The organism is Chloroflexota bacterium, from assembly GCA_018825785.1.
In the GTDB taxonomy this organism is placed as follows: Bacteria; Chloroflexota; Dehalococcoidia; order JACVQG01; family JAHKAY01; genus JAHKAY01.
Window position 1 is genome coordinate 74976 of sequence record JAHKAY010000006.1, and the last position, 25968, is coordinate 100943.

Here is a 25968-nt window from a genome sequence, read left to right on the forward strand (position 1 = left end):
CTTGTCCATGAAGGAGAACCAGGCAATCCGGCAGGCTAAATACGTAGAGGCGATTGGTGAAGCCCTTGTTCAGGCCATGGAATGCGACGAGAGAGTTTTCGTCATGGGCATTGGGGTGGATGACCCCACCGGTGTCTTCGGCAGCACCCGGCCTGCCTTCAAGAGGTTCGGCAAGAAACGCGTCTTCACCATTCCTCTCTCGGAGAACGCTATCACTGGTGTGGGGATAGGTGCTGCCCTCTCGGGGCTTCGCCCGATAATGGTCCACGCCAGAAACGACTTCCTGCTGCTGACCATGGACCAGTTGGTCAACCATGCCGCGAAGTGGAGCTACATGGCGGGCGGCCGCATGAAGGTTCCTTTCACGATTCGTGCCATCATTGGTAGGGGATGGGGCCAGGGTCCGCAGCACTCGCAGAGCCTCCAGGCCCTGTTCGTGCACACACCCGGCCTGAAAGTTGTCATGCCGGCTACTCCCTACGATGCCAAGGGTTTGTTGCTAGCCAGCATTGGGGATGATTGCCCGGTCATTTTCATTGAACACCGGAGGCTTTACGACACCGTGGGACCGGTCCCAGAGGAAACGTACACCGTCCCTCTGGGGAAAGGCGCAGTGCGGCGTGAGGGAAGAGATGTCACGGTGGTGGCAAGCTCCCTGATGGTGCTGGAAGCCTTACAAGCTTCGCAACTTCTGCAGAGCGATGGCATAGCTGCTGAGGTAATTGACCTCCGCACCCTAAGCCCTCTGGACGATGAACTGGTCTTTGACTCGGTTAGAAAGACTGGAAGGCTGGTGGTGGCGGACACAGGCTGGGAAACCTGTGGCGTTGCCGCTGAAGTGTCTGCCCGGGTAGCCAGCAACGTGTTTGGTTCCTTGAAGGCCCCCATCAGACGGGTGTGCCTCCCGAATTCACCAACTCCCACCTGTCCCAGCCTGGAAAAGGAGTTTTATCCCGGTGCCGAAGATATTGCTGCTGCGGTGAGAACGGTCGTGGGGAGGGGGAAAGAGCCCATGCGGCCTCGTGCTTCAGCCCGGACCCAAGAGTCGTGGGACAAGGGATTTACAGGCCCATTTTAGCTGGAGGATGCCATGATTCCGGTTGTCAGAAGGCTGTAATCTGGGGATGCAGGTCAAGGACCATCTCGTAATCGGCGGCGTTGCCTCCCTCCTTCTCATTCCGGCCTGGGGGGCGCACAGCCTCATTTTCCTGGCGGCCACGACCCTGGTTGATGGTGACCACTACCTGGACTACCTCTACCGCAACGGGTTCCAGAATTTCAGCTTGAGGAGAGCCACAAAATTCCACCAGGTCCTTCACGAGATTGCCAAGAGGGACAGCTTCTTCGGGCTAAGCCTGTGCCACACCGTTGAGTTCCTTCTTTTCTTGGCTTTTCTGCCAATGTGGACTCACTCCACGCTGCTATGGGCCGCTTTCTTTGGCGTCCTCTTCCATCTGGGGCTCGACTTAGCTCACGAATATCGAGAGGGGGTCCTTTTCAAGCGGGCTCTATCAGTAATTGAATACATCATCCGGTGGAACCGGATGAAGCATAACGGTCAGAACCCCGAAGTCCCATATATCCGTGCCCTGGAAGCCATATCGGTGGAGACGACCAAGGGGTGATGAAGGAGAGTATGAGGCCGTCCATCTCCGTAATCATCCCTGCTCTCAACGAGGAAAAGGCTGTGGGGCCCACCGTGGAGGCGCTGCTGGCAGCCCTGGACGACAGGTTCAGCCGGTACGAAATCCTGATTTTCGATGATGGCAGCACGGACGGCACAGGAGACTTGGCGGAAACCCTGGCGACCCGAGACGCAAACATCAGGGTGGTGCACAATCCCAGGAACATGGGCCTGGGCTACAACTATAGAAGGGGGGTGGAACTGGCTCAGAACGACTACGTGGTCCTTTTTCCGGGGGATAATCAGTTCCCCGCTGATTCCATGGCGGAACTCTTGCGCCATGTAAGCTGGGCAGACATTATCATCCCGTATCATACCAATGACCGCATCCGACCCTGGCACCGAAGGCTGATTTCCCGCCTCTTCATACTGACCATGAACCTCCTGTTCGGACTGGGGGTCAAGTATTACACGGGAACTGTCATCCACAGGAGAGAGTTAATTCGCTCTGTCCCCATCTCGTCCACAGGCTTCGCGTATCAGGCTGAGGCCTTAACGCGGCTGCTCAGGTCAGGGCACAGCTACCTTGAGGTGGGCATACAAATCCAGGAGAGAGAATTTGGCACCACTACTATGTTCAGCTTGAAGAACATCCGGAATGTGCTCACAACTGTGGCCAGACTCTTTGGGGATATCCGCATCCGAGGTGGAAAGAGGTATAACAAGCGCCCCAAGAGGATAATCCGGTGAAAATCCTGTTCGTTGTCCAGACTATAGATTTCATTGACCCCATTGGCATGATGCTGATGTCTGCTCTGGCCAAGAAGAAAGGCCATAGAACCCGTCTGGCAGTCATCAGCCGGGAAAACCTGCTGGATAGAATCGCCGGGCTTAAACCAGACATAGTCGCCTACAGTGCCTCCACGGGTGAGCACAAATATTACATAGAGGCTAACAAGGTAGTTAAGGCCAGGTTCCCTCATATCTTCACCATCATGGGTGGGGCCCATACTACCTTCTATCCCGAGTGCATAAGTGAGAGCACCCTGGACGCGGTCTGTGTGGGTGAGGGGGACGAGGCCTTCCCCGAGCTACTGGGGGCCCTGGAGAGAGGGCAGGATATTTCCGGAATTCGGAATATCGTCACCCGCGCCGGGCAAAGGAATGGCCTCCGGCCTCTTTTTGAAGACCTGGACAGCCTGCCCTTCCCCGATAGGGAGCTATTCTATAAGACCACAGAGATGGGGCAGTTCCCCCTCAAGAGCTTCATGGCCTCCCGGGGGTGTCCTTATCCCTGCACCTACTGCTTCAACCATGCCTTCAGGAAGCTCTACCGGGGCATGGGCAAGCTGGTCCGAAGGCACTCGGTGGACTACGTCATAGAAGAGGTGGCCCAGGTAAAGAGGCGGTATCGTCTGGATGTGGTGAAGTTCTACGACGATATCTTCGCCTACCGGGTGGATGACTGGCTGGAGGACTTTGCCAAAAAATACAGGAGGGAGATAGGCCTCCCCTTCCATTGCCTCACCAGGGCGGACCTGATGACGGAGGATGTGGCCAAATTGCTCAAGGAGGCAGGCTGCTTCTCCATCAGCATGTCCATTGAGGCGGGGAACCCCCAGTTCCGCAATGAAGTCCTGAAGCGAAACATGACCGATGAGCAGATCATCCGCGCCTTCCATATCTGCCGCAAATCTGGCATCAAGACCTTCTCCAACAATATCATTGGCCTTCCTTATGCCACGATACAGAATGAGATTGAAACCCTGGACCTGAACCTCAAATGCAAGGTCTCGTATGCCGAGTTCCCTATCTTCCACCCCTATCCCAGGACAGAACTGGGTGACTTCTGTATTGAGAAGGGGATATGGAAGGGCAACTATGCCCAGCTCCATATGTCCTATATGAACCGTTCCCCCCTTTCCTGTTTTGCCGAGAAAGAAAAGGCCGTGCAGAAGAACCTGGCCGAGCTGGGCCTTCTCGTCATCTGGTTCCCCTTCCTGAGGAACCTGGTAGTGAAGCGGCTCATCTATCGGCCCCACACCAGACTCTTCCTCTGGGCTTATGTCCTAGCCAAAGCGTATCTGGTGCGGAAGCGAGTTTATCCGGTGAAGTTGAAGGTAGGGGACGTGGTCAGGCTCCTTCGCAAGACGTTCAGTCTAGAGACCTTCAAGCATAGCGATGAGCAGCTTCTCATCGATAAGGGAAGCCCGCGAAGGAACAGTCAATGCCAGGAGCTGTGAAAGGAGGCAAGAATGAAGGTGGGGTACTCGTACCTGCTTCAGCAGTTTGATGTCCGGCCAGGCAAGATGAAAGTGTCCTATATGGACCTTCCCAGGGGGACCAACGCCACCGAAATCCTCCGGGCTCTTCGGGAGCAGCTCAAAGTCTGTAACTTTACGCTGGGCCCGGAGGTAGCCGAGTTTGAGGCGAAGTTCGCCGCCCTGCACGGGACCAAACAGGCCATAGGGGTGAATTCAGGGACAGATGCGCTTTTCCTTACAATGAAGGCTGTGGGCATTGGGCCCGGAGATGAGGTTATCACTGTTCCCAACAGCTTCATCGCCACAGCAGCAGCCATCGCAAATACAGGAGCCCGGCCTGTCTTTGTGGACGCGGGGGATGATTACAATATCAATCCTGACCTGATTGAAGAAGCTGTCACGCCGCGCACCAGGGCCATCCTCCCTGTGCACCTTACGGGAAACCCCGCCGATATGCCCAGGATAATGGAGATAGCGCACAGGTACGGACTGCTGGTAATTGAAGATGCGTGCCAGGCAGTGAGCGCTTCTATCAATGGAAAGCCCGTCGGTTCCTTTGGCATCTCCGGTTGTTTCAGCCTGCACCCGCTCAAAAATCTCAACGTCTGGGGGGACGGTGGGGTGCTCACTACCGACTCTGATGAGCTGGCCGAGAAACTCCGGTTGATGAGAAATCACGGCCTGAAAAACCGGGACGAATGCGAATTCTTCGCCTACAATAGCCGGCTGGATACAGTTCAGGCGATTGTTGCCTTAAGACTTATGCCTGCTCTGGAGGCCGCCACCGAGGCCCGCATCAGGCACGCTCGGGTCTATGATGAGGCCTTTTCGCAACTGGGCGAGTTGATCAAGGTGCCTCCCCGCAAAGCTCAGGTGAGGCAGGTGTTCCATACATACGTAGTTCAAGCCAAGGATAGAGACAATCTGTATGAGTATCTCTGTTCCAATGGCGTAGAGGCCAAGATCCATTATCCCATACCCATTCATCTTCAGAAGGCATCGCGTTATCTTGGCTACAAGGAGGGCGACTTCCCCCTGTGCGAGGCTCAGGCGAGGTCCATTATCACCCTTCCCGTGCACCAGCATCTAACAGAGATACAGCTGGAATACGTCGTTGGCAAGGTAGGAGAATTCTACGGAGAATGATGGAAATTGCTGCAGCTAATTGCGTCACGATGTCATGTCCGGGGCATATGCGAGGTGGTCTGGGACTCGGTCTTCTACCAGCCTCAGGCTGCTGAAGGCCAACGGAGGGCCCTTGGAACCAGCCAAAACAATGTGGCCCGAGGCAAAGAGATGCATGCTGAGTGGCGGCAAGGAACAAAGCGCTCAGCATTTGGGAGACTTCAGGCTGCTTGGACGGCCTAGTATAAGCTCGCTATGGAATATTTCTAGCGCATTGAGGCCCGTGTTCTGGCTGTTCTGGGAAACTGGCATAGCTGGCCGCCGCAGGCTGGAGCCGGCATGGCAAAAGGGAGAAAGGAACGCTCTTTGAATATATTAGGAGGAAGGTCGGCACTTCACCGGGGTGCCCTCTTCCCTTTGTGGGTCTTTCTGGCATTTTTTGTCTTTATCACGGTGCTTTATAGAAGCACCCTCTTTGATACGCCAAGGTCCGACCACGTTGAGATATTCGCCATCTTCCAAGACCTCACTTTTCCTCAAGATATTGCCCAGATAGCCTTTATGGAGTTTTTCGGCCACCCCAGATTCCAGCCCCTGGCCTGGCTCTTCCACTTCTTTCAGATAAAGGCCTTTGGTATGAATTTCATTTGTTACCACCTGGTCATCATTGGCCTGCATGCCCTCAATGGCACGCTTCTCTTGGGTTTGCTTTACGCCCTGTCTCGAAAGCTCCTCTTTTCCTTCTTTACTGCCCTTGTGTTCATCTCCCTATTTACTCATCTTCCCCTGATTGCCTGGCCGATAGCCTCCTACTCCCTCCTCAGTGTCACCTTGAGCCTTTCCGCTCTGCTCAGTCTGCTCAAGTTCTATCAGAGTTCCAACAGGGCTTTCCTATATGTTTCCTATTCGTTCGCCTTTGTGGCATTGTTTCTATACGAGCTGAATTTGATAGTCCCTGCATTCATCTTCCTCTTTGCTGTGGGACTCGGTTGGGCAGCCGCTAGTAAGAAGCGCCTGATTTTGCAGAACTTATGTCTGGTAGCAATGGTCTATTTCGTTTATGGCGGGCTGTATTTGTGGCTCGTGCCTAGATATGCGGGGCTGCCGGAGCATGTCCTGAGTGGGCAGAGCGCCTGGCTCGCCCTGGCCGCAGTGCCCATCGAGTTTTTCAACACGGTGTTCGGCCACAACGTTTTTGCCACATCAAGGGTGGTAATTGATGAACTGTCCTTCTATGTGCCATTTACAGTGAAGTCTTTCTCAATGAACACCATGGAGCCGGGCCTGGTCAAGCTCAACCTTCTGGTATATCTGGTCCTGTTGACCCTGGCTATCGCGTTGCGCAGACCGGAAAGGGGCCGGGGCTTGTGGTTATTCCTGCTGGCCCTCTGGGCCTTTGGCTACACTGCTATGATATTTCTCGGTCGGGGGGTGGCCTATGTTCTAAGTCAAGCGAGGCATGCTTACTTTCCGAGTATGCTGCTCCTCTTCATTGGCGCTCATTTCTATGAGCGCTATTTCTCACAGGGGTGGGCTCTGGCCAGGAGAGACGGCTCTTACTTCCTGGGCAAGTATGGTGGAGTGGTGGTTTTGATGGCTGGGGTCTTTTTCATCAATGTTAATGTAGCCAAAATATCCTGGACTCTGCATGAGTACATGGGATACCGTTCCTATCCCAACACCATTTACTACACAGCTAGAGACTGGCTATCCCAGCCTGAGAACAGGGACAATAGCCTGTTAATTTCGGTTCCAACTTATCCGCCCGAGGAGAAGCTGGCTTGGGGTGCGGATATACTGCCGGACCTATTCCTCTCAGACCCCCGCATCACCAAGAGTTTTCAGCAAGCTACTCATATTTTGGAATGGGGCGAGGGCCAGGCCTCGCCTTCAATCACGGAGCTCAGCCGTTACCCATCAGGGAATGCCAGTGATGACTTCAGCATTACGTTTGGCATCATGCCGCACCCACAAATCACCGAGGATTATCTGGAGGTGCTTGGTGCTTCGGCTGAGCCTGGCGTGGAACGATTTGGCAAGCAATGGTGGCTACGGCTCTACTTCGACCAGTCGAGGAACCTCCCCGGGGACATAGCCGGCAGGGCCAGGGTGGTCCTGGGCTACTCCCAGGGCAGCTACGGGCACATCATTGACGGGCGGGTTTTCAGCAGTCAACCGATAACCATAGGGCGGAGCCGAATGACCCACATTGTATTGGTGAAAGATGCTGGAACCTTCGGGGTGATTGTTAATGGGGAGCTGCTGGAAAAGGCTCAAGACATCACGGATGAGGACCTACAGAATATTGAACTTCCCCTGGGAAAGCTTTATCGGATGGGTTACCGCAAGCCGTACTACTATGCCCACACTTTCATTGAGTTTGGAAGGAGCCGCTTTTCAATCCAGGATAGAGAGAAAGGCTATATCTTCAAAGAAATTCGCTTTAATCCTAAAGGATTTCAGGAATATCACATGTCTTTAGACTTCTAGGCGATGTGGGCTGGAAAATGGAGAAGATGAAAAGGCTATCAAGATTACGAGAAGAAATGTTGGGAGGGTTGCCCAAGCATCTTCTGTTCCTGGCGCTGGTGGCATTCCGGGTCTTTGGGCTTTTGCAGCACGAAATGTGGCGGACTGAGGCACAGCTACCCCTGATGGTGAGAGATAGTCAGTCATTCGGCCAACTGCTGCACTGGCAATCATACGGAAGAGAACACATCCTCTGGCCCAGCATGCTATATGGTATGAAAATGCTGGGCCTGGACGCGGTGGTCGCAGGGCAGTGGCTACATCTAGGTCTCTCCATCATCCTCTTGGGCGTCATCTTTTATGGTATTCCACGCCTGCCCCTTATTATCAGGGCATCAGTGGGCTCTTCATTCTTCCTGATGTACGAATACAGCGCCATAACCAGAGTATATGGAGTGACAGCTTTACTGCTGGCGATATTTGTGATGCTGGAACTGCGCATCCGAAGAGGCATTCTGTGGAAAGCATTGACGCTCTTTTTCATGTCTCTTTCCAGCAATGTCGGTTTGGTACTTGCTATCGCCCTCGCTGTCTACCTGTTTGCCAAGCGTTCGGAGGAGCAGTGGCATACACGGGCTATGGGGGCCGGCATTGTCGCCTTAGGCATAGGGCTCAGTATTGCCACAGCGCTGCCTCCTGCAGACCTCAGCGAAGCGCCATGGCTTGTGGCCTATCGGGCTGATGCCTCTCGATACTGGGGTATACCGCATCTCCTCCCAACGACCGCCAGAATGTTTCTTGATGGCTTCCTCTATATTCCAATAATGACTTCACCACACTGGTATGAACCAACTTCCTGGTCCGAGCCTCAATCGCTCTTGTCCGGTGTGATATCAGAATACAAAGTTGCCACCTATCTCATCGGGTTAGCGGTTATCGCGTTGGCGGTACGGTTTCTATGGCACCTGTTTCGCATAAGCAAGCCTATTGCACTGGGTGTTGCCACCCTCTGGGGAGGCAACCTGCTTGCCTGGTCAGTGATGCACCCCGGCTACACCCGGCATTTTGGCATTCTACTCCTGGGCACCCTTGGGCTATTTGCTCTAGCTGCAGACATGAGGAAAGGTTTCTCCGTGAAAGGGATGACCATCATTGTCGTGGTCATTCTGGCTATCCAGAGCGCGTCTGGATTCTGGGCTGTTTATGCTGAGGTTGGAGACTCTTTCTCCCAATCCAAGAATCTGGCCCAATGGTGGCAGGCCAATTATCCTGAAGAAACGCCCTATGTTTTTCCCGACCATGTGGGTGCAACACTCAGCCTGTATACGGGGGGCTACGCCTATTCCCTGGCATCAGAGAGGGAGGAAGCAGTCTCCTTCGTTCGTGAGAGCGAAGAATTCGCACAGACATTTTCTCCAGCCTTAATCAGCAACCTGGACTTAAGAGGAGATAGCCCCTTTCTCATTACCAACTTCCCGTATCATGCCCTCCTGGATGGAGGTAAAACCATCGTGGAGCCGGTCCGCGCTTTCCAGTCCGCAGTAGCTTTCAATGAGTCCTTCTGGGTTCACCGGGTCCGCCACGGAAGCGAAAGCGAGCTATGGACTTTCAAGTTTTTGCCATTTGAAGGCCAATTCTGGACGGTAGAGACCTCTCAACATAATTGGCAACAAAATGTTATAGAGCAGCCTGAGCCGAGGTTTGATAATGAAACTGGTTCTGCAATCGAGATAAAGATAAAGTTCTTAGAGGCACCGAACACTGACCCCAATGCCCTGGTCTTTCAGCTCCTGGACGGAAGAAGGCCGTTAAAGGTGTCTTTCTTTGGAGACGGATTTAGAATTCAATATGACGTTCTGAGAACCAGGTATGAAATAGACACGACGGACGATTTTCATGTTTACCGTTTCACCTTAAGGAGAAATACGGTAGAGGCATATGTGGATGGCAAGAAGGTTGGTTCCAGCTATCTTAGTGCTGAAACAGAAGATAAGAGGGTCCTCTTAGGGAATGTCGGCACTAGGGGCGAGAATATAGCAGCACAAATCAAGTATGTGGCCTACTCTGCCAGTGGGGCACTGCCACCAGAAGGGGAACAGGAGCCAGAGGAAGCCGAAATATGGACCATGTTTACTGATATGCAGATGTCACCCGATGCTCCCCCTGCCGCTTGGGCAGGGAATGGGACATTTTCTGTGAAGTCGGTTGTAGATGGTGTGCTAACAGTAGCTACCAGGGGTACTGATTTAGGACACTTCTCACAACTTGTGCCAGAATTCGATAACGCCGTGGGCAGCACGGCTGAAGTAAGGCTTAAGCTTCTGGATGGCCCCAAAACCGATTCTGACGGGGCTATGCTGTCGATTTCCGATGGGTTGAGGGAAGCAAAAATAGCCTTCTTTACCGACCACATTAATATTCTTGACCAGAGTGAGTTCAAGAGATTCAGCTGGATGGATACTACCGATGATTTTCACACCTACCGGATAGCCATCATTGGGGATAGTCTGAGAGTGTACGTGGATGGCGCGGAGGTGGCTGCGGCGACCCTGCGCCAGCAGGCTACCGGGAGGCAAGTCCTGTTCGGCGATTTCAGCACCAGCGCAGGTGAGAATATGGGTGTCAGGGTGGACTACCTGGCCTACTCCGTTAACGGGGCTAAGGCCCCGGATGGGTCGTCCATCAAGACTGTGGAAGGTGGTGAAGAAGAGCAGGACATTCCATGGACATCGGCCAAAGGCGGCTTCGTAATCAGGACCGTGGGCAAGGAAAATGAACCGGCCGGAACCGGCTATCCCATCAAGGAATTTGACAACTCCCTGGGTTCTACCCTCGAGGTGAAGATGAGGATTCTGGAGGCACCCGCTTCAGGATTCAATGGGGGAGCACTTTCTCTCATAGATGGCCAGAGAGAGGGGAAACTTAGCTTCTTCAACGATAGAGTTGAGATACGCGACGTGAACGATTTTAGACAAGCATATGAGTTAGACACTACTGATGGGTTCCACGTCTACAGGCTAACCATCGTTGAAGATACCCTGAAGGCGTATGTTGACGGGATGGAGGTGGCGATGGTGACACTGGCCAACAGTAACAAGGAGAAGAAGATACTGTTTGGGGATTTCAGCCCCGAAGAGGGCGAGAATATATATGCCCAGGTTGAGTACCTGGCCTATTATGTGGGTGGGGCCGTGTCCCCCAGACCATGATTGGAGGGACTCATGCATGACGTGCTGCTAATCAATCCGCCTTCAGCTTTCTCAACCTATAAGGGGACAAAGGTTGGCGTCTATGTGCAACTCTATCCGGTATTGTCCCTGGCTTGCCTGGCGGCCATGCTGAGGGAGAAGGGCTCTGGCGTTTCCATACTTGACCTGGGGATAGAGCAGTACCCTTGGCAGGTGCTGGAGGCAAAGCTGAGCGAGTCAAAGTCGCGCATTATAGGGGTAACCTGTACAACGCCGCTGTATCCTGAGGTAGTCCAGCTAAGCCGGGCTATCAGGCAGAGGGTTGGCAATGGTACGGTGCTTGTCGTTGGCGGGCCACATCCTTCAGCCCTGCCGGCGGAAACGCTGCTGGAGTCTGACTTTGACATCGCCGTTGTAGGCGAGGGCGATGAGACAATGGTTGAAATAGCTGAGGGGAAGAAGCTGTCCGATATCAAGGGTATCTTCTACAAGGATGGGGAAGGGATATCATCCACCGCGCCTCGGGAGCGCATCAAGGACCTGAATGCACTCCCCTTCCCGGCCCTTGACCTCTTTGATGCGAAGCGATACCGCTGTTCCAGGCTGGTTTCCAGGAAAACCCCAATGAGTGACCTGATGACCAGCCGGGGATGCGTTTTCAACTGTAGCTTCTGTGGCAAGAAGGTCTTTGGACGGAGGTTTATATCTAAGTCGCCGGAGAAAGTGATTGAGGAAATCAAGCACACGCTGAGTCTAGGTTTTAAGGAGATTCGCGTTGTGGATGATATGTTCACCACCAACATGGACAGGGCCAAGACAATCTGTGAAATGATACTGAGGGAGAGGTTGCGTTTCCCGTGGAACCTGGCAGCGGGACTCAGGGTGGAATGCATCGATGAGGAGTTCCTCCGTTTGGCCAAACGCGCTGGACTGTATCAGGTCTCTATCGGCTTTGAGAGTGGCGACCAGGATTGCCTGGATTCAATTGCCAAGGGCATTACCCTTGAGCAGAGCATGAGGGCCATGCATATGGTAAAGAAAGTCGGCCTGGAGAGCGTGGGATTCTTTATGTTGGGCCTGCCGGCCGAGAGTGAGGAGAGCATGAAGAAGACCATTGACTTCGCCGTGAAACTGATGCCGGATTTCGCCAAGGTTACCATTCTCATGCCCCTGCCAGATGCCAGGCTATTCTGGGAGTGGGAGAGGCAGGGGCTTATCAAGAGCCGGAACTGGAGGGAGTATAAGCTCCACGGGGGCGGCGCCGTTTACCAGCATCCAACGCTGGACCGTGAAAAGCTGGAGCAGTATTATGATCTCTTCTACCGGAGATTCTATCTTAACCCGAAATACCTTTTCAGAAGAGCCGGAATCGCCATTTCCAGAGGTACCTTTTTCCTTGAGCTGTACTACGGCGCCAAGACCTTTCTCCCCAGCGTGTTCGGACCACATCCCAAGCCCGCCCGCCCTTCTGCAGAGGAGCAACATGCCCGACTAACCGAGAAGGAATACCTCTAATAACATGGCTGGCTCGAAATTGACCGGCCACAGAAAGGATGTACCTTGAGATGCCTAGAATCAAGTTAGTCGCTCTGACGGTACTCTTATTGGCAATGACAATGATGATGAGTGGCTGTCTTCAACAGGTGGCTCGGACTACAGCTGAAGGTCCCACTGTAGCCCCGGAGCCAGCCCCAAGCCAGACTCCAACTCTGTCTCCTTCTTCTCAACTCCCTCGGTCCCCAGCACCCCCCACGGTGTTGGGCAAACAGGGGGCAGACCTGAGCGGATACAGCAAAGTGGAGCTGAACGATGACCAGATTGAGGTGAGCAGTGTATTCCAGGGCTACGGAGGAGGGAATCTCATCAGGGATACTGGCAGTTTCTGGCACATAGGAGTCCCGAAGGAAAGCGACCAGGCATGGGCAATCATTGACTTGAGGAGTGGGATGCAGTTGGTTGTGATTGCGGTCAGGCCCCGCTCGGACCACCTATCACACCTGTGGAAAGTAGACAACGCTACGCTTGAGGGGGGCAATGACAGCAAGGCATGGGACACTTTGGCCAAGCTCAGACTAGACCACGATGCGCTAAATGGAAGAGACTGGATATCTTTTATGCTTTCAGAGGGTGTCGGTCCATACCGGTACTACCGTCTTCTTATCAATGACCCTGATTTCATCTCCATGGCCGGGCTTGCATTGTACACTGAAGATGCCATCGCAATCGTCCCAGGGCATGAGCCTGCAGATGCTGAGACAGGGCTCCCAACCGCGTTGGGCAAGCAAGGAGGGGACCTCAGCGGATACCGCAAGGTGGAGTTGCTCCCTGGCCAGGTTGAGGTGAGCAGCAGCATGGAGAACTATGGTAAAGGCAACCTCTTGTCAGATGCTGCTGGTGCTACTTTCTGGCACGTTGGATTGCCGAAAGAAACTGACGAAGCCTGGGTGTTGGTTGACTTAAGGAGCGAGGGCACTCTGGCTGCCTTAGGCATCAGGCCACGCACAGACTATCTGACACATCTGTGGAAAGGCGGTTCTGCCGTCTTACAAGGCAGTAACAATAGAGAGGAGTGGGTCCCAGCGGTCGAACTAGTGCTGAACCAAGGGGAGCTCAACGCCGTTGACTGGATAATATTTGTACTTCCCAATGATATAGGCCCATACCGGTACTATCGTCTTCTTATCACTGACCCTGATTTTATTTCCATGGGCGGGTTTGAACTGTTCCGCAAAGACCCCTGAGCCTTCATCCCGCCCCCGATGGCGCGCCGACCAAGTGGAAGGCTGCATCTCTGTCGGCGATAATTTGGAAGGCCCTCCCAGGCAAGTCATCCTGGGGCTTTGCTTCTGCTTCCCGGCCGTTGCGTAGAATATACCCGAAGGGCTAGAATGGGCGAGGCATGACAGCCGCTGACCTGCTGGTGCGATGCCTGGAAGCCGAGGGGGTGGAATACATCTTCGGCATCCCCGGGGAGGAGACCTTGTCCCTAATGGATTCCCTCTCCCGCAGCCGGATCCGGTTCATTCTCACCCGCCACGAAGGGGGCGCGGCCTTCATGGCCAATGTCTACGGCCGCCTAACCGGAAGGCCCGCGGTCTGCCTGGCCACCCTTGGCCCTGGGGCCACCAACCTCCTTACCGGCGTGGCCGATGCCTACCTGGACCGCTCTCCCCTGGTGGCCATCACCGGTCAGGTGTCCCTTTCCCAGGTTCACAAGGAGGCCCACCAGTACATCAACCTTGTGGAGATATTCCGCCCTGCCACCAAATGGAATGCCCGCGTTGAAAACCCGGGGGTCATTCCCGAGGTGGTAAGAAAGGCATTCAAGCTGGCCCAGCAAGAGAAGCCCGGGGCCACCCACCTGGAGCTGCCCGAGGACCTGGCCGGGATGGAGGCCGAGGGAGAACCCCTTTTCCCTACCCCTATCTCCTATCCTCAGCCCAACCCCACCGTTGTGAAAGAGGCCTCCAGGCTCATTGAGCAGGCCAGTTACCCCATGGTGTTGTCCGGCCACGGAGTCATCCGCCGGGAAGCCAGCCGGGAACTGGCCACCCTGGCCCACCGCCTCAGCCTGCCTGTGGCCAACACCTTCATGGGGATGGGGACTATGGATTGCCGGGATGAGCTATCGCTGTCCACTGTGGGGCTGCACGAGAGGGACTGGGTGATGTGTGGCCTGGACCGGGCCGATGTGGTGCTGGCCGTGGGTTATGACCCTGTGGAGTATGAGCCCCGCTTTTGGAACCGTGGCCGGACCAAGAGGCTCATCCACCTGGATACCACGCCAGCAGGGGTGGATGCCCACTACAACCCTGAGGTGGAAATGGTCTCCGAGCTGAAGGATGGCCTGCTGGCCCTGGCTCAGACCTGTTCCCCCCGTCCCGAGCCAGCGGGCCAGGCCACCCTGCGGCGCTTTATCTCAGGGGAGCTAGCTCAGTACTGGACTGATGCCAGCTTTCCGGTGAAGCCCCAGCGGGTCATCGCCGACCTGCGCCGCGCCCTGGGGGAGGAGGACATCCTTGTCTCAGACGTGGGGGCCCACAAGGTGTGGGTGGCCCGCCTTTTCCCCGCCTATCGCCCCAACACCGTCGTCATCTCCAACGGCTTCGCCTCCATGGGGATTGCCATTCCCGGGGCCATGGCGGCCAAGCTGGCTTTTCCCCAGAGGAAAGTGGTGGCGGTGGTGGGGGATGGTGGCTTTATGATGACGGCAGCGGAGCTGGAGACGGCCAATCGGCTGGGGTTACCCTTTGTGGTGGTGGTCTGGGCCGATGGCGGGCTGGGGATGATCGAGTGGAAACAGATGAAGCGTTATGGCCGCTCCTTCGGTGTCTCCTTCACCAACCCCGACTTCGTCCTTCTTGCCCAGGCCCTGGGCCTGCCCGGTTTCCGCGTCACCCGGACCGAGGAGTTCCTCCCCACCCTGCTTCAGGCCCTGGAGTTGGACCGGCCCTCCATCATCGAGGTCCCCGTGGACTATCGGGAAAACATGCGCCTCACCGAGAAGCTGGGAAGGCTGGTCTGCCCTATTTAGCCCTTGACCGGGAGGCCACCTTCCCTCCTGGACGCGTCCCAGGCGAGCGGTATATAATCAAACGAAGGCTTGGGCGGTTAGCTCAGCGGTTAGAGCGCCTGCTTCACACGCAGGAGGCGGTGGCTCAAAGCTAGCGTCTACCGATTTAGCTACGAAATTGGGGCGACAAAGCAAGAGGTCTTTTGTTTTACTCCTATTAGTCTTGATGGTGGCCCTTCCGGTCTTCATCGATCGCCTCCTATGCATTATTTTGAACTTCTGCGAGAGACTCACCGTTTTGTCTCCTTGGTCAATTCCTCAATTCTTAAGAGCGCCAGCGGGGACGGCTTGAAGGTGCCTTTCTCCCAACGCCTCACTGTGATGACACTAACCCCCAACCTACGAGCCAATCCATCTTGGCTTAAACCTAGTTTGCGCCTCAATTCTCTTATCGATTCCCTATTCATGATATCATATGATAGCTCATCTGCTACCATTAGTCAAGATGAGAACGTCGCCCCAATCTGAACCACAACGCCCAGCACCGACGCAGGCGTCCGGCCCAAGACATGGATGCCGATTGCGGCCGGTATCCTCAGCATTGTTTGTGGTGCTACTGACTTACTTGTCGGAATACTATTTGCCGCCATTACCAACTACGAATGGCATGGCCTCCAACTTGTGTCAGCCATACCTGTTATTATCCTTGGGTAGTCGCCACAGCCGGTGGCATCTTTGCCATCAACAGGAGAAACGGGGGACTAGCCTTTGGCGGCGCCATTTGTGCTGCCATTTCCCCCGCATTTCTACTGGGTATCGCCGCAGTCATCCTTCTGGCACTATCAGAGAAAGAGTTCGCCAACCCTGAGGAAGATGGAAAGCTGCCTTCAGGGCCGCTGCACCCCTGGTTTGAAGATGAACTCGGGCTCTAAGGTCTGGGGCTCTCCTTCGGCATCGGCCAGGCTGGAGGTGGAGGTGCTCAAACGGGGGGGGAGAGGCTGAGGGAGCTGGTGGCTGTACGACGTACAGCCCTATGCCTTTACCCATTTCTCAACCTGGACCAAAGCAGTGTTGGTGCAGAAGGCGCCACCCGGTGATTTGGCATCCCTGGTCAGCACATTGGCGCAGCCACCGTGGTCTATGCCTTTCCCATCGGGGTCATGCCAGGCACCCTCGGGGACATTCACTACACCGGGCATTATCCTCTGGGTAACCTCAGCGGGGAGAACTGTTTGTCCTCTATCATTGTAGACTCGAACCAGGTCGCCATTACTGATGCCCCTGGCACGGGCATCGTCGGTGTTTATCTGCATGCGTTGAGGAATCAGCTCTCTGAGCCAAGGTAGGTTGTCAAACTGACTGTGGGCCCGCGCACGGTGATGGGTGGTCAGCAGTTGCAGTGGATACTTCTTCGCCAGAGGGTCGTTCCGGCCCTCCCAGGCCTCAATATATTTGGGGATGGGAGGAAGCTGAGGGTCATTCCAGTCTGCCAGCTCTTGAGAACATATTTCGATCTTCCCCGAAGGAGTGGGGAAGGGACGATTCTCCGGGTCTTCTATTTGCTCCTTAAAGGCGACATAGGGCTTATCAGTTGGAAACTTGTACAAGGCCTTCTTCCTAAGTGTCTCGTAATCAGAACCTTCTTTATCTTTGGCAAAGACCTCTCTATACCCCTCCACTATGCCTTTTAGCCATTCCTCTTCTGTCTTCTCGTTGTAGTCATTGATACCCATTGCTTTGGCTATCCCCTCTGCTATCTCCAGGTGGGACTTGGATTCATGTAAAGGTTCTGCTGATTTGTTTACGAGGCCATACCAGGGGGTGGCGCCGCCACTGGTGAAGTCATTTCTTTCAAAGTAGGTATTAACCGGCAGCAAGATGTCGGCGAACTTGGCTGTGGCTGTCATGAACTGCTCCTGAACAGCGATAAACTCCACCGCCTTAAAAGCTTCAATAGTCTTGTTGGCATTGAGAATCTGGTTTACATAGTTGGTATTTGCCAGATAGAGGAGTCTGTAATCGGCAGGGTAGCCGCCGGCCTTGCCCTTCAATACTGCGTCTGCTATCTGGCCGACATTTATCTTTGCACTGCTATTGGTGCTGGAGCCGCGCGCCTTGACCGTATTCCTGCGAGCAGGCCATCCCTCCTCAACCGGATTTCTGGGACTGCCCATCCGCCCCTTTGTGCGGGCCAGGAAAGCCATCTCCCCACCCCAGTGCTCACCTCCCCATGACCTGCCTGCGGAACTTCCCCCGCTGATTCCTATATTGCCCGTCATGGCCGACAGGGCGATGGCAGCACGGTGGTATTGCTCTCCATAGGCAGTGCGCCCGGGGGCTATGCCAGCAATCAACGCTGCCGGCTTGGTGGTGGCGTATAGCCGGGCCAGCCTTGCGGTGGTATCTGCTTTCACGCCGGTGATGGACTCCGCCCAGGCAGGTGTCTTTGGTATGCTGTCTTCAATGCCCAAAACATAGTCCCTGAATTTCTCTAAACCTACGGTATATTTATTGATAAATGTCTGGTCATGGAGGTTTTCCGTGATAATCACATAGGCCATTGCAATAAGCATGGCTGCATCAGTACAGGGGTAAATGGGTATCCATTCATCGGCGAAGGTGGCTGTGGAATCTGTATACCTTGGGTCTATGGAAATGATTCTGGCACCGGCCTCCTTGGCCCGGGCCAAATAGTATGGCGTGTTACAGCGGTGGATTGTAACTGCGGGGTCCCACCCCCACATTATTATCAACCGGGAGTTGAGAAGGTCGTCTCTGGTGCTGTTGGTCATAGCCGTTCCGTAGGTAGCACATTCGGCAAAGACGCCACCCTCATAGGACATGAAACCCCAAAGTGGAGTATAACCTCCTGCCATGCAGAGCAATCTATGCATCGGCGTCATAGTGTGGAGGACATGGATATCGGCCAGTGAACAGAAGAAAATGATGGATGCTGGGCCGTAGGTATCTCTGACCCGTATCAGTTCCTTAGCCACAGTAGAGAAGGCTTCGTCCCAGGAGATGCGCTCAAACTTCCCCTCCCCTCTGCTCCCGGCCCTCTTCATGGGGTACTTGAGGCGGTCTGGCGCATACAGACGCTGCCGGAAAGAGCGACATCTAAGGCAGGCCCGGAATTGAGGCTCTTCGCCGTCATCAGTCTCGATCCTGGTGACCACGCCGTCTTTGACGTGGACTTTGAGGAGGCAGGCTCCACCACAATGGCTATTACATGCAGTATAGATGATGCTATCATTTTGCTCTGTTTGTCTGCTATTCTCGCTCATTTCTTCCTCTCCTCAAGTGTCTTCTTCGGCAGATGTTTTGGTCTGAATATGATTGACGGCATTGTGGTTGATGAATACGCGAAACCGACGGCCTCTTGAGTATCTCCGTATTTTGCCCTCAGTTCTTCCATCGCGCCAGTGTCCAGGGCCCGCATAATGCAGGCATCTACGCAGATAGGATTCTTGTTCTGTTCCAGCCTGTCCAGACAGAAGTCACATTTCTGCATCTTGGCCCCGTTTTCGGCTCCAAACTGCGGGGCATGATAAGGGCATGCTCTGAGGCAGAGCCTGCCGGCACAGTTCATGCATCTCTTGGCTTCGGCAATGGCCTTCTCCTCAGCGTACCCTCGCCCTATCTCACTGAAACTGCGGACCCTCTCCTGCGCTGTAAGCTTAGGCATATCTTGCCGCTTTTCCTTGAGCAGGTCAGCCGGTATCTCAACCTTGATATCAGCGGCTGTGAGGGGGACATCTATGCGGCTCTCTTTCAGAACCTCTCCCTTCAGATAGCGGTCGATATAGTGTGCAGCCCTTTGGCCAGCAGCAACAGCATCAATAATCCAGGCCGTTCCTGTGACTGCATCTCCCCCGGCGAAGATGCCAGGATGGCTGGTTTCCAGAGTCTCCGGGTCTATGGCGATGGTGCCCTTCCTTGTTACCTTGATGTTTGTGCCTGCCAAGAGTGAGGCCAGGTCTGGAGATTGCCCGATGGCGAATATGATTGTGTCCACTGACAAGACATGCTCGGACCCTTCAATGGCCTTGATGTGCAGCCTCCCATCCTTGTCAAACTCCATCCGCTGCAACCTAAGGCACTCGACGCCAGTGGCATTACTGTCCTGGCAGACAATCCTGTTGAAGGTAAGCGAGGGGTAGATGACGATTCCCTCCTCTTCAGCTTCAGCAATGTCGGAGCGCATGGCCGGCATCTTTTCTCGGGACTCGAGGCATGCCACTGCCACCTCTTGTGCCCCCAGGCGAAGAGCCACGCGAGCACAATCAATGGCTACATTGCCACCTCCAAGCACTAAAACCCTTTTCCCCAGCTTTGTCTTGTTGCCCAGGTTTACGTGGCGCAGGAATGCGCTACCTACCAGGACATTGCTAGCTTCAGCGCCAGGAATGGGTAGCTTATGCCCTTTGTGGGCCCCCACTGCAATGAAGATGGCTTCGTAGCCCTGGCGAGAAAGGTCGTCCAAAGTCATGTCTTTACCTATAGCCGTGCCGGTCTTGATTTGTATCCCCAAACCTTCAAGATACCTGATGTCACGGTTTAGCACCTGTCTCGGCAGGCGATAGCGAGGAATACCGACCGCGAGCATGCCCCCTATAACAGGGAGTGCCTCAAAGATTGTAGCCTTGTAGCCCTTTCTTATGAGGTCGTAGGCCGCGGAAAGCCCTGCTGGCCCTGAGCCAATAATGGCCACACTCTGGCCTTCTGGTCTGGGAAGAGGAGGCGTCTCCTCGTCAGCTACGGCGTCATAAGCAAATCGTTTGAGGTCTCTGATGGCCAGGGACTCATCGGCTTCGCTTCTCTTGCACGCCGTTTCACACGGCCGGGAGCACACCCTGCCCAAAACGCCAACCAAAGGCAGTTTCTCCCTCATCAAATCTAAAGCTTCCTTAAACCTGCCCTTGCTAATCAAGGCGATATAGCCCGGTACATCCACATGGGCGGGGCAGGTTACCTCACACGAAGATACATCTATTTCGCCATTTCCGTTGCTGGCAGTTATGCCGCAGCGCGCGCTTTCCCGACACCTTCCCCTGTCCACTACGACTACGCCGTCAGCTTCTCTCTTGGTTATCGCTTGCGCGGGACAGACTACGGCGCAGAGAGGGTCCTTGCAATGGCAGCATGTGGTGGAAAGGTAGGCCAAGAAGGGCTGAGGGAATTTGCCTCCCTCAAACGGAATTACTCTCCGCCAATGAGCTGGCCCGGCAGGTATATCATGCCAGTCTTTACATGCTACGCAGCAGGTAAAGCACCCGATGCACCTGGTCTGGTCAAAGTAGAAACCCTTTTGCATAGTTGCTCCTTAACTCCCTTGCTCCAGGCTAGTTTCTGAGCCTTGATTGTCTCTGGCACCTCAGACTCTTCCCCAAAAACTGGCACTCCTGCAGGCCGCCGCAACAGGCCGCTCAGCCCTGGCGAGCCTCCCAAGGCAGGTGCAGTCTAGATATATCTGCCCACTGAATTGGCAATTGACTTGAGTTCTTCCATCAACCTGGCAAAATCTGATGGTGTGAGAGACTGAAGGCCATCCACCAGGGCTTCCTTCGGGTTGGGGTGAACCTCTATAAGAAGCCCATCGGCGCCGGCAGCCACAGCGGCCTTGGCTATCGCTGGAACCAGCGAGTAGTGGCCAGCGGCGTGGCTGGGGTCAACAATGACCGGCAAGTGGCTGTATCTCTTGACTACCGGTATAGAAGAAATATCCAGAGAAAAGCGAGTGCTGTCCTCAAATGTTCTGATTCCCCTCTCACAGAGAATAACCCTGTTGTTTCCCCCTGCCAGTATGTAGTCGGCCGCTGTCAGCCACTCGGTAACAGTGCACGAGAATCCACGCTTCAACACTACAGGGTACCTGCTCCTGCCAACAGCAGATAGCAGGGCAAAGTTCTGCATATTTCGAGAACCAATTTGGAGAATGTCAGCATACTTAGATACCATGCTGACATCGTGGGGGTCTACCAGTTCGGTAATCACTGGCAAACCCCACTTGTCGCTGGTCCGCGCCAGCAATTCCAGGCCTGCTTTCTCTAAGCCCTGAAAGCTGAAAGGAGAGGTACGCGGTTTGAAGGCACCACCGCGCAAAATACAGGCCCCCGACTCTTTCACTATCTTGGCTGCCTTCATGAGTTGCTCTTCATTCTCGACAGCACAAGGCCCTGCCATTACTACAACGCGCCTGCCCCCAATCTGAATACCGTCTACGGAAACCAGGCTGTCCTCCGCCTTGAATTCCCTGGAGGCAAGCTTGTAGGGCTTCATAATCCGGGTTACTTTCTCCACCCCAGGGAGCACGGCAAGAATATCTGTAGACAATTGCCCTGTACTGCTTCCCAATACGGCGACCACCGTTTTGTTAGTGCCAACGTTCAGCTGGACGTCTAGTCCCAGCGACTTGGCCTTCTGCACTACACCATCTATCTCTTCTGGGGTGGCCCCCATTCTCATTTCTACAATCATGGCGTCCTACTGTACCCCCATACGAGTCGAATTTCCCGTTTCAGTTTCTCACCAAGCTGTCCACATCCACACGTCAGCATTAGCGATAATATTACACCCAGGTTCTAGCCGTCAAGCTAATCCCTGGTCTCACAAGGAGGAAAAGCCACGTCAAAAAATCTCTGCAACTGTTTCATCGTTGTTCAGTAGCCCAGTCCCACGTTCTTGGGGACTCCACCCTCTTCCAGGGGCCGGGGCAGGCCCTTCAGGAAGGGGGCTGAAGCTCCCCCCACAGCCCCTGAGGGTGAAGGCCCGCCAGCCGGGCCCGGCGCACCTGGTTGGCCAGGGGCTCCTGGCTCCGCGCGAAGACGCGGAGGTAGCTGGGGGTATGGCCCGTCCACACCCCCTTTCTCTCCCTCTTCTCAAAGAGCACGGGCATCTCCTGCCCCAGGAACCTCTCTCTATGGGCAGCAAAGCATTCCTCCGCCAGGAGGAGCATCTTCTGGACACGGGCCTGCTGGGCCTTTTCCAGCCCCGGGGGGAGGGCCGCGGCCCTGGTACCGGGGCGGGGGGAGTAGGGGAAGACATGGATGCGTGCAAAGCCCAGCTCCCGGCACAGGGTGAGGCTCTCCTCAAATTCCCTCTCCCCTTCCGCGGGGAAGCCCACCATGATGTCGGTGGTGATGGCCAGCCCCGCCACCTCCCGGCGCAGGGCCTCCACCTTTGAGGCGAATTCAGGGAAGGTATAAGGCCTCCCCATGGCCTCCAGGACCCGGTCGCTCCCGCTCTGGAGGGGAAGGTGCAGGTGGGGGCAGAGGCGGGGGTCCTGCAGGAGGGAGAGAAGCTCCGGCCCTATCTCCTGCGGCTGGAGGGAGGAGAGGCGCACCCTGCCAATCCGGGTCTTCCTCAGGACCTGGGCCAGGAGGCCGGGAAGGGAGGTGCCGTTCCAGCGGTAGGCCCCCACCCGGGTCCCGGTGAGGACCACCTCGCGGTAGCCCTCCTCCTCCCGGGCCTTCACCTCCCGGAGGATAGCCTCAGGGGAGAGGCTTCTCTCCCGCCCCCGGATGGCGGGCACGACGCAATAGCTACAGTGCAGGTTGCATCCGTCCTGCACCTTCACCAGGGCCCGGGTCCGGTGGTGGGGATGGGGAGGGCTGCTCCCTGAGGGTGGGACTATTCCTGCCAGAAGTTCCGGGAGCCTTTCTTTCTCCTCCTGGGGCACCACCAGGTGGGCCAGCCCGGAAAGCTCCTGCGGGTCCCGTTGGGCGTAGCAGCCGGTGGCCACCACCAGGGCCTGGGGGTTCTCCCTGCGGACGCGCCGCAGGAGATGGCGGGCCTTGGCATCTGCCTCCCGGGTAACGGTGCAGGTGTTCACGATGTAGGCCCGGGCCGTCTCCCCACCCAGGACATAGCCAGATTTCTCCAGACGTCGGCAGAGCTCCTCGCCTTCCGCCTGGTTCAGCTTGCAGCCCAGGGTGATAAGGGATATCCCGGCCATCGCCCCATTATATGTTTGAGAAGGAAGGGGGACAAGCTGGCCTGCTTTTGTTAGAATCTACCCAGACTATGGCTGAGGAGCGGATCATAGGGAGAAGGCTCCTCCACTACTCCGGCCTTCCTTCCACCATGGAGGTGGCGGCCCGGGAGGCGCGGCGCGGGGGTGAGGAGGGGATGGTGGTGTGGGCCGATGAACAGCTCTCAGGCCGGGGCAGGAGGGGGCGGGGTTGGGTTTCCCCGAGAGGTGGCCTGTTCCTCTCCATCGTGCTCCGTCCCACCCTTCCCCAGCTCCCTTCCCTGCTCATGCTGGCCTCGGTGGCGCTGGTGCGGGTGCTGGAGAGGCTTTTCGGCCTCCCCGCCCGGCTCAAGTGGCCCAATGATGTCTTGATAGGAGGGAAAAAGGTCGCTGGCATCCTGGTGGAGACCTCCTTCCGGGGGGAGGTCCTGGAATACGCCGTCGTTGGCATCGGCCTCAATGTGAACCTGGACCCCGAGAGATACCCCGAGATTTCAGACACTGCCACCAGCCTTTCCCGGGAGCTGGGCCGGGGGGTGGGCCTGGGACAGACCCTGGAGGTCCTGCTGGAGGAACTGGACGGGCTATACCGGGGGCTGAGGTCGGGGAGGGAGGTGTTTGAGGAGTGGAGGGGCTATCTGGAGACCCTGGGCCAGAGGGTAAAGGTCATCGGGGTGGGGGTGGAGGAGGAGGGGGTTGCCCAGGATGTGACCCCCGATGGCCGCCTTCTCCTATTGCGAAAGGACGGCCATCGGGTGGAGGTCCCCGCCGGGGAGGTCAGACTGCTCCACCAGGGATAGTGCGCCTCTAATAGCTGAAGACCGGGATTTCCACCTGGGTCACCATGCCCGGCTTCACCAGGACCATCCTGCCCGACGAGAGCATGAGGGGCGTCAGGGGATTGTCTGGACTGAAGTCTATCCAGTAGACCCCTTCCTTCACGGTGAAGCTGGCGATGCCCGAGGCATTGGTCTTTGCCACCCCGGCATCGGGGGGGTCCAGAGGGGAGACATCGCGCCAGAGCGCCATTCCCATATTGGGGACAGGCTTGCCGTCGGTAGCGACCAGCTTTACCTGGAGAAGGGTCTGCCCTGCGGGAGAAGCGCTGACCGCCATTGGGGCGGGGGGAAACACAGCGGGGGTACCTTCCCCGCTGAGGATGCCGTTCAGGGCTATTGCGTGATAAACGAGCGCAATAATTCCGAAGCTCTCCAACGGTCCCTCGCTCATCCCCATAATCCAGAGGGCCTTCAGGACAGGGTCGTTTGAAGCCCCCACGGCCTTGTCCGCCTCCGCCCGCAGTTGGGCCTCAGTATACTGATAGTTCGACAGTAGCCCGAGTTGCTGTCTGTAGGGGTCCATGAACAGCAGGTCCGTAACCTTAGCATAGGCCTGGAGAGTGGCCAGGCTCCCGGGGAGTCCCTGCCCCCCCTGGGCCAGAGCCAGCTGGCTTTCCAGACTCTGGACCCTGGCCAGGGCAGCCTGGAGGTCGGCCCTGGCCAGGGTATAGTCGGCCGTAGTCTGTGCCAGGTCCGCCCTGGCCTTGTCTAGGCTGGCTTTTGCCGAGCCCAGCTCGGACTGCAGGTCCCTGGCCTGGGCCAAGCCCAGGCTCACGTCTCCCTCCAGCTTCTGGGCCCTGGCCTGGGCTGCGGCCAGGTCAGCCTTGGCCTTGTCGGAGTCCGCCCTGACCTGGACCAGGTCATTTCTGGCCTTGTCCCTCTCAGCGATAGCCGAGGTGTAGTCGTTCTGGAGGGACTGTACCCTGGCCTGGGCCGTGGCGAGGTCCGCCTTGGCCTTATCGGAGTCCGCCTTTGTCTGGGCCAGGTCGGCGTTGGCCTTGTCCAGGCTGGCCTTCGCCGAGACAAGCTGTGCCCCGAGGTCCGTGGCCTGGGCCTGGGCTGTGGCCAGGTCTGCCCTGGCCTTGTCGTATTCCGTTTGGGGGACTCCTCTGGAGCAGGACGTCGTCATGAGGAGCCCCAAGGCTATAGCGAGCAGAAGGAACCCGTTCCAGCCTTTCACCTTTCCCCCTTTATGAAGTTACTAGGTCCCTAAGATGACTTCTTCACCCTTTCCATGAAGGCGGTCATGATATCTATGGGCAGGGGGAAGACAATGGTGTTGGTCTTCTCCGTAGCGATGGTGGTCAGGGTCTGGAGGTAGCGGAGCTGGAGGGCCGCCGGCTCGGTGGCGATGACGTGGGCGGCATCGGCCAGCTTCTGGGCAGCCTGGTATTCGCCCTCGGCGTGGATTACCTTGCCCCGCCGCTCCCGCTCGGCCTCAGCCTGGGCGGCCATGGCCCGCTGCATCGACGGGGGCAGCTCTACATCCTTCACCTCCACCGCCGTTACCTTCATCCCCCATGGGGCGGTGTGCTCGTCGATGATCTCGCGGATGGCCAGGTTGAGCTTCTCCCGGTGGGCCAGGAGCTCGTCCAGGTCCGACTTCCCCAGGACGCTGCGGAGGGTGGTCTGGGCGATCTGGAAAGTGGCCGCACGGAAGTCCGCCACCTCAATAATGGAGGCCTCGGGGTGGATGACCCGGAAGAAGATGATGGCGTCCACCTTGAGGGTGACATTGTCTTTTGTGATGACCTCCTGGGCGGGGACATTGATGACCACCACCCGGGTATCAATCTTGCGCATGGTGTCCACAAAGGGGATGATGATGCGGATGCCGGGGGGCCGGGTCCCCACCAGCCTCCCCAGGCGGAAGACTACCCCTGCCTCATACTGCCAGACAACCCTGATGGTGGCGGGCAGGAGTACGATGAGGACGAAGAGGACGATAACACCGAAGAGTAAGAAATTATTCATGCT

At 56.1% G+C, this 25968-nt stretch carries 18 protein-coding genes; 11 read left to right on the forward strand and 7 right to left on the reverse strand.

Features of this window, described 5'->3' with window-relative positions; all coding sequences use genetic code 11:
- Positions 1 to 7 precede the first annotated feature (7 nt).
- The 10 genes from KJ624_01290 to KJ624_01335 all read left to right on the forward strand — a co-directional run bounded on the left by KJ624_01290 (position 8) and on the right by KJ624_01335 (position 15204).
- On the forward strand, positions 8 to 1078 hold the full coding sequence (locus KJ624_01290) for an alpha-ketoacid dehydrogenase subunit beta (protein MBU2008475.1): 1071 nt from the start codon (positions 8 to 10) through the stop codon (positions 1076 to 1078).
- 46 nt (positions 1079 to 1124) lie between these two features.
- The gene (locus tag KJ624_01295) at positions 1125 to 1625 is read left to right on the forward strand and encodes a hypothetical protein (protein ID MBU2008476.1); all 501 of its coding nucleotides are present in this window, start codon (positions 1125 to 1127) and stop codon (positions 1623 to 1625) included.
- Positions 1625 to 2374: a glycosyltransferase family 2 protein gene (locus tag KJ624_01300; GenBank protein ID MBU2008477.1), complete on the forward strand. Its 750-nt coding sequence runs from the start codon at positions 1625 to 1627 to the stop codon at positions 2372 to 2374. Before KJ624_01295 ends, KJ624_01300 begins: the two co-directional genes overlap by 1 nt.
- A complete protein-coding gene (locus tag KJ624_01305) occupies positions 2371 to 3867 on the forward strand; it encodes a B12-binding domain-containing radical SAM protein (protein MBU2008478.1) in 1497 nt (498 codons plus the stop codon). The genes KJ624_01300 and KJ624_01305 overlap by 4 nt, the downstream gene beginning before the upstream one ends.
- A 12-nt stretch (positions 3868 to 3879) precedes the next feature.
- Positions 3880 to 5034 carry a DegT/DnrJ/EryC1/StrS family aminotransferase gene (locus KJ624_01310; GenBank protein ID MBU2008479.1) on the forward strand — a complete coding sequence of 385 codons (1155 nt, stop codon included), beginning with the start codon at positions 3880 to 3882 and terminating at the stop codon, positions 5032 to 5034.
- 432 nt (positions 5035 to 5466) lie between these two features.
- A complete protein-coding gene (locus KJ624_01315) occupies positions 5467 to 7503 on the forward strand; it encodes a hypothetical protein (protein ID MBU2008480.1) in 2037 nt (678 codons plus the stop codon).
- 17 nt (positions 7504 to 7520) lie between these two features.
- Positions 7521 to 10691: a hypothetical protein gene (locus KJ624_01320; GenBank protein MBU2008481.1), complete on the forward strand. Its 3171-nt coding sequence runs from the start codon at positions 7521 to 7523 to the stop codon at positions 10689 to 10691.
- 12 nt (positions 10692 to 10703) lie between these two features.
- Positions 10704 to 12185, forward strand: coding sequence for a B12-binding domain-containing radical SAM protein (locus tag KJ624_01325; GenBank protein MBU2008482.1), 1482 nt, complete (start codon positions 10704 to 10706; stop codon positions 12183 to 12185).
- A gap of 281 nt (positions 12186 to 12466) precedes the next feature.
- Positions 12467 to 13411, forward strand: a complete 945-nt coding sequence (locus KJ624_01330) for a discoidin domain-containing protein (GenBank protein MBU2008483.1) — start codon at positions 12467 to 12469, stop codon at positions 13409 to 13411.
- Between the two features lie 158 nt (positions 13412 to 13569).
- The gene (locus tag KJ624_01335) at positions 13570 to 15204 is read left to right on the forward strand and encodes an acetolactate synthase large subunit (GenBank protein MBU2008484.1); all 1635 of its coding nucleotides are present in this window, start codon (positions 13570 to 13572) and stop codon (positions 15202 to 15204) included.
- A 269-nt stretch (positions 15205 to 15473) separates the two neighbouring features.
- Here KJ624_01335 and KJ624_01340 read toward each other — a convergent pair whose 3' ends face one another.
- The 5 genes from KJ624_01340 to mtaB all read right to left on the reverse strand — a co-directional run bounded on the left by KJ624_01340 (position 15474) and on the right by mtaB (position 23137).
- Positions 15474 to 15650 carry a helix-turn-helix domain-containing protein gene (locus KJ624_01340; protein ID MBU2008485.1) on the reverse strand — a complete coding sequence of 59 codons (177 nt, stop codon included), beginning with the start codon at positions 15648 to 15650 and terminating at the stop codon, positions 15474 to 15476.
- Between the two features lie 564 nt (positions 15651 to 16214).
- Positions 16215 to 18467, reverse strand: a complete 2253-nt coding sequence (locus KJ624_01345; protein ID MBU2008486.1) for a molybdopterin-dependent oxidoreductase — start codon at positions 18465 to 18467, stop codon at positions 16215 to 16217.
- The gene (locus KJ624_01350) at positions 18464 to 20347 is read right to left on the reverse strand and encodes an FAD-dependent oxidoreductase (GenBank protein MBU2008487.1); all 1884 of its coding nucleotides are present in this window, start codon (positions 20345 to 20347) and stop codon (positions 18464 to 18466) included. Before KJ624_01350 ends, KJ624_01345 begins: the two co-directional genes overlap by 4 nt.
- Before the next feature lie 296 nt (positions 20348 to 20643).
- A complete protein-coding gene (aroF, locus tag KJ624_01355) occupies positions 20644 to 21660 on the reverse strand; it encodes a 3-deoxy-7-phosphoheptulonate synthase (protein MBU2008488.1) in 1017 nt (338 codons plus the stop codon).
- 244 nt (positions 21661 to 21904) lie between these two features.
- A complete protein-coding gene (gene mtaB, locus KJ624_01360; protein MBU2008489.1) occupies positions 21905 to 23137 on the reverse strand; it encodes a tRNA (N(6)-L-threonylcarbamoyladenosine(37)-C(2))-methylthiotransferase MtaB in 1233 nt (410 codons plus the stop codon).
- Between the two features lie 68 nt (positions 23138 to 23205).
- Here mtaB and KJ624_01365 point away from each other — a divergent pair, with 68 nt between their 5' ends.
- A complete protein-coding gene (locus KJ624_01365; protein MBU2008490.1) occupies positions 23206 to 23952 on the forward strand; it encodes a biotin--[acetyl-CoA-carboxylase] ligase in 747 nt (248 codons plus the stop codon).
- Positions 23953 to 23959: 7 nt separating this feature from the next.
- On the opposite strand, the gene KJ624_01370 is transcribed toward KJ624_01365, so the two are convergent.
- Complete coding sequence (locus tag KJ624_01370; GenBank protein ID MBU2008491.1) at positions 23960 to 25171, reverse strand: hypothetical protein; 1212 nt, start codon at positions 25169 to 25171, stop codon at positions 23960 to 23962.
- Between the two features lie 29 nt (positions 25172 to 25200).
- Positions 25201 to 25965: a slipin family protein gene (locus KJ624_01375; GenBank protein MBU2008492.1), complete on the reverse strand. Its 765-nt coding sequence runs from the start codon at positions 25963 to 25965 to the stop codon at positions 25201 to 25203.
- Positions 25966 to 25968 lie beyond the last annotated feature (3 nt).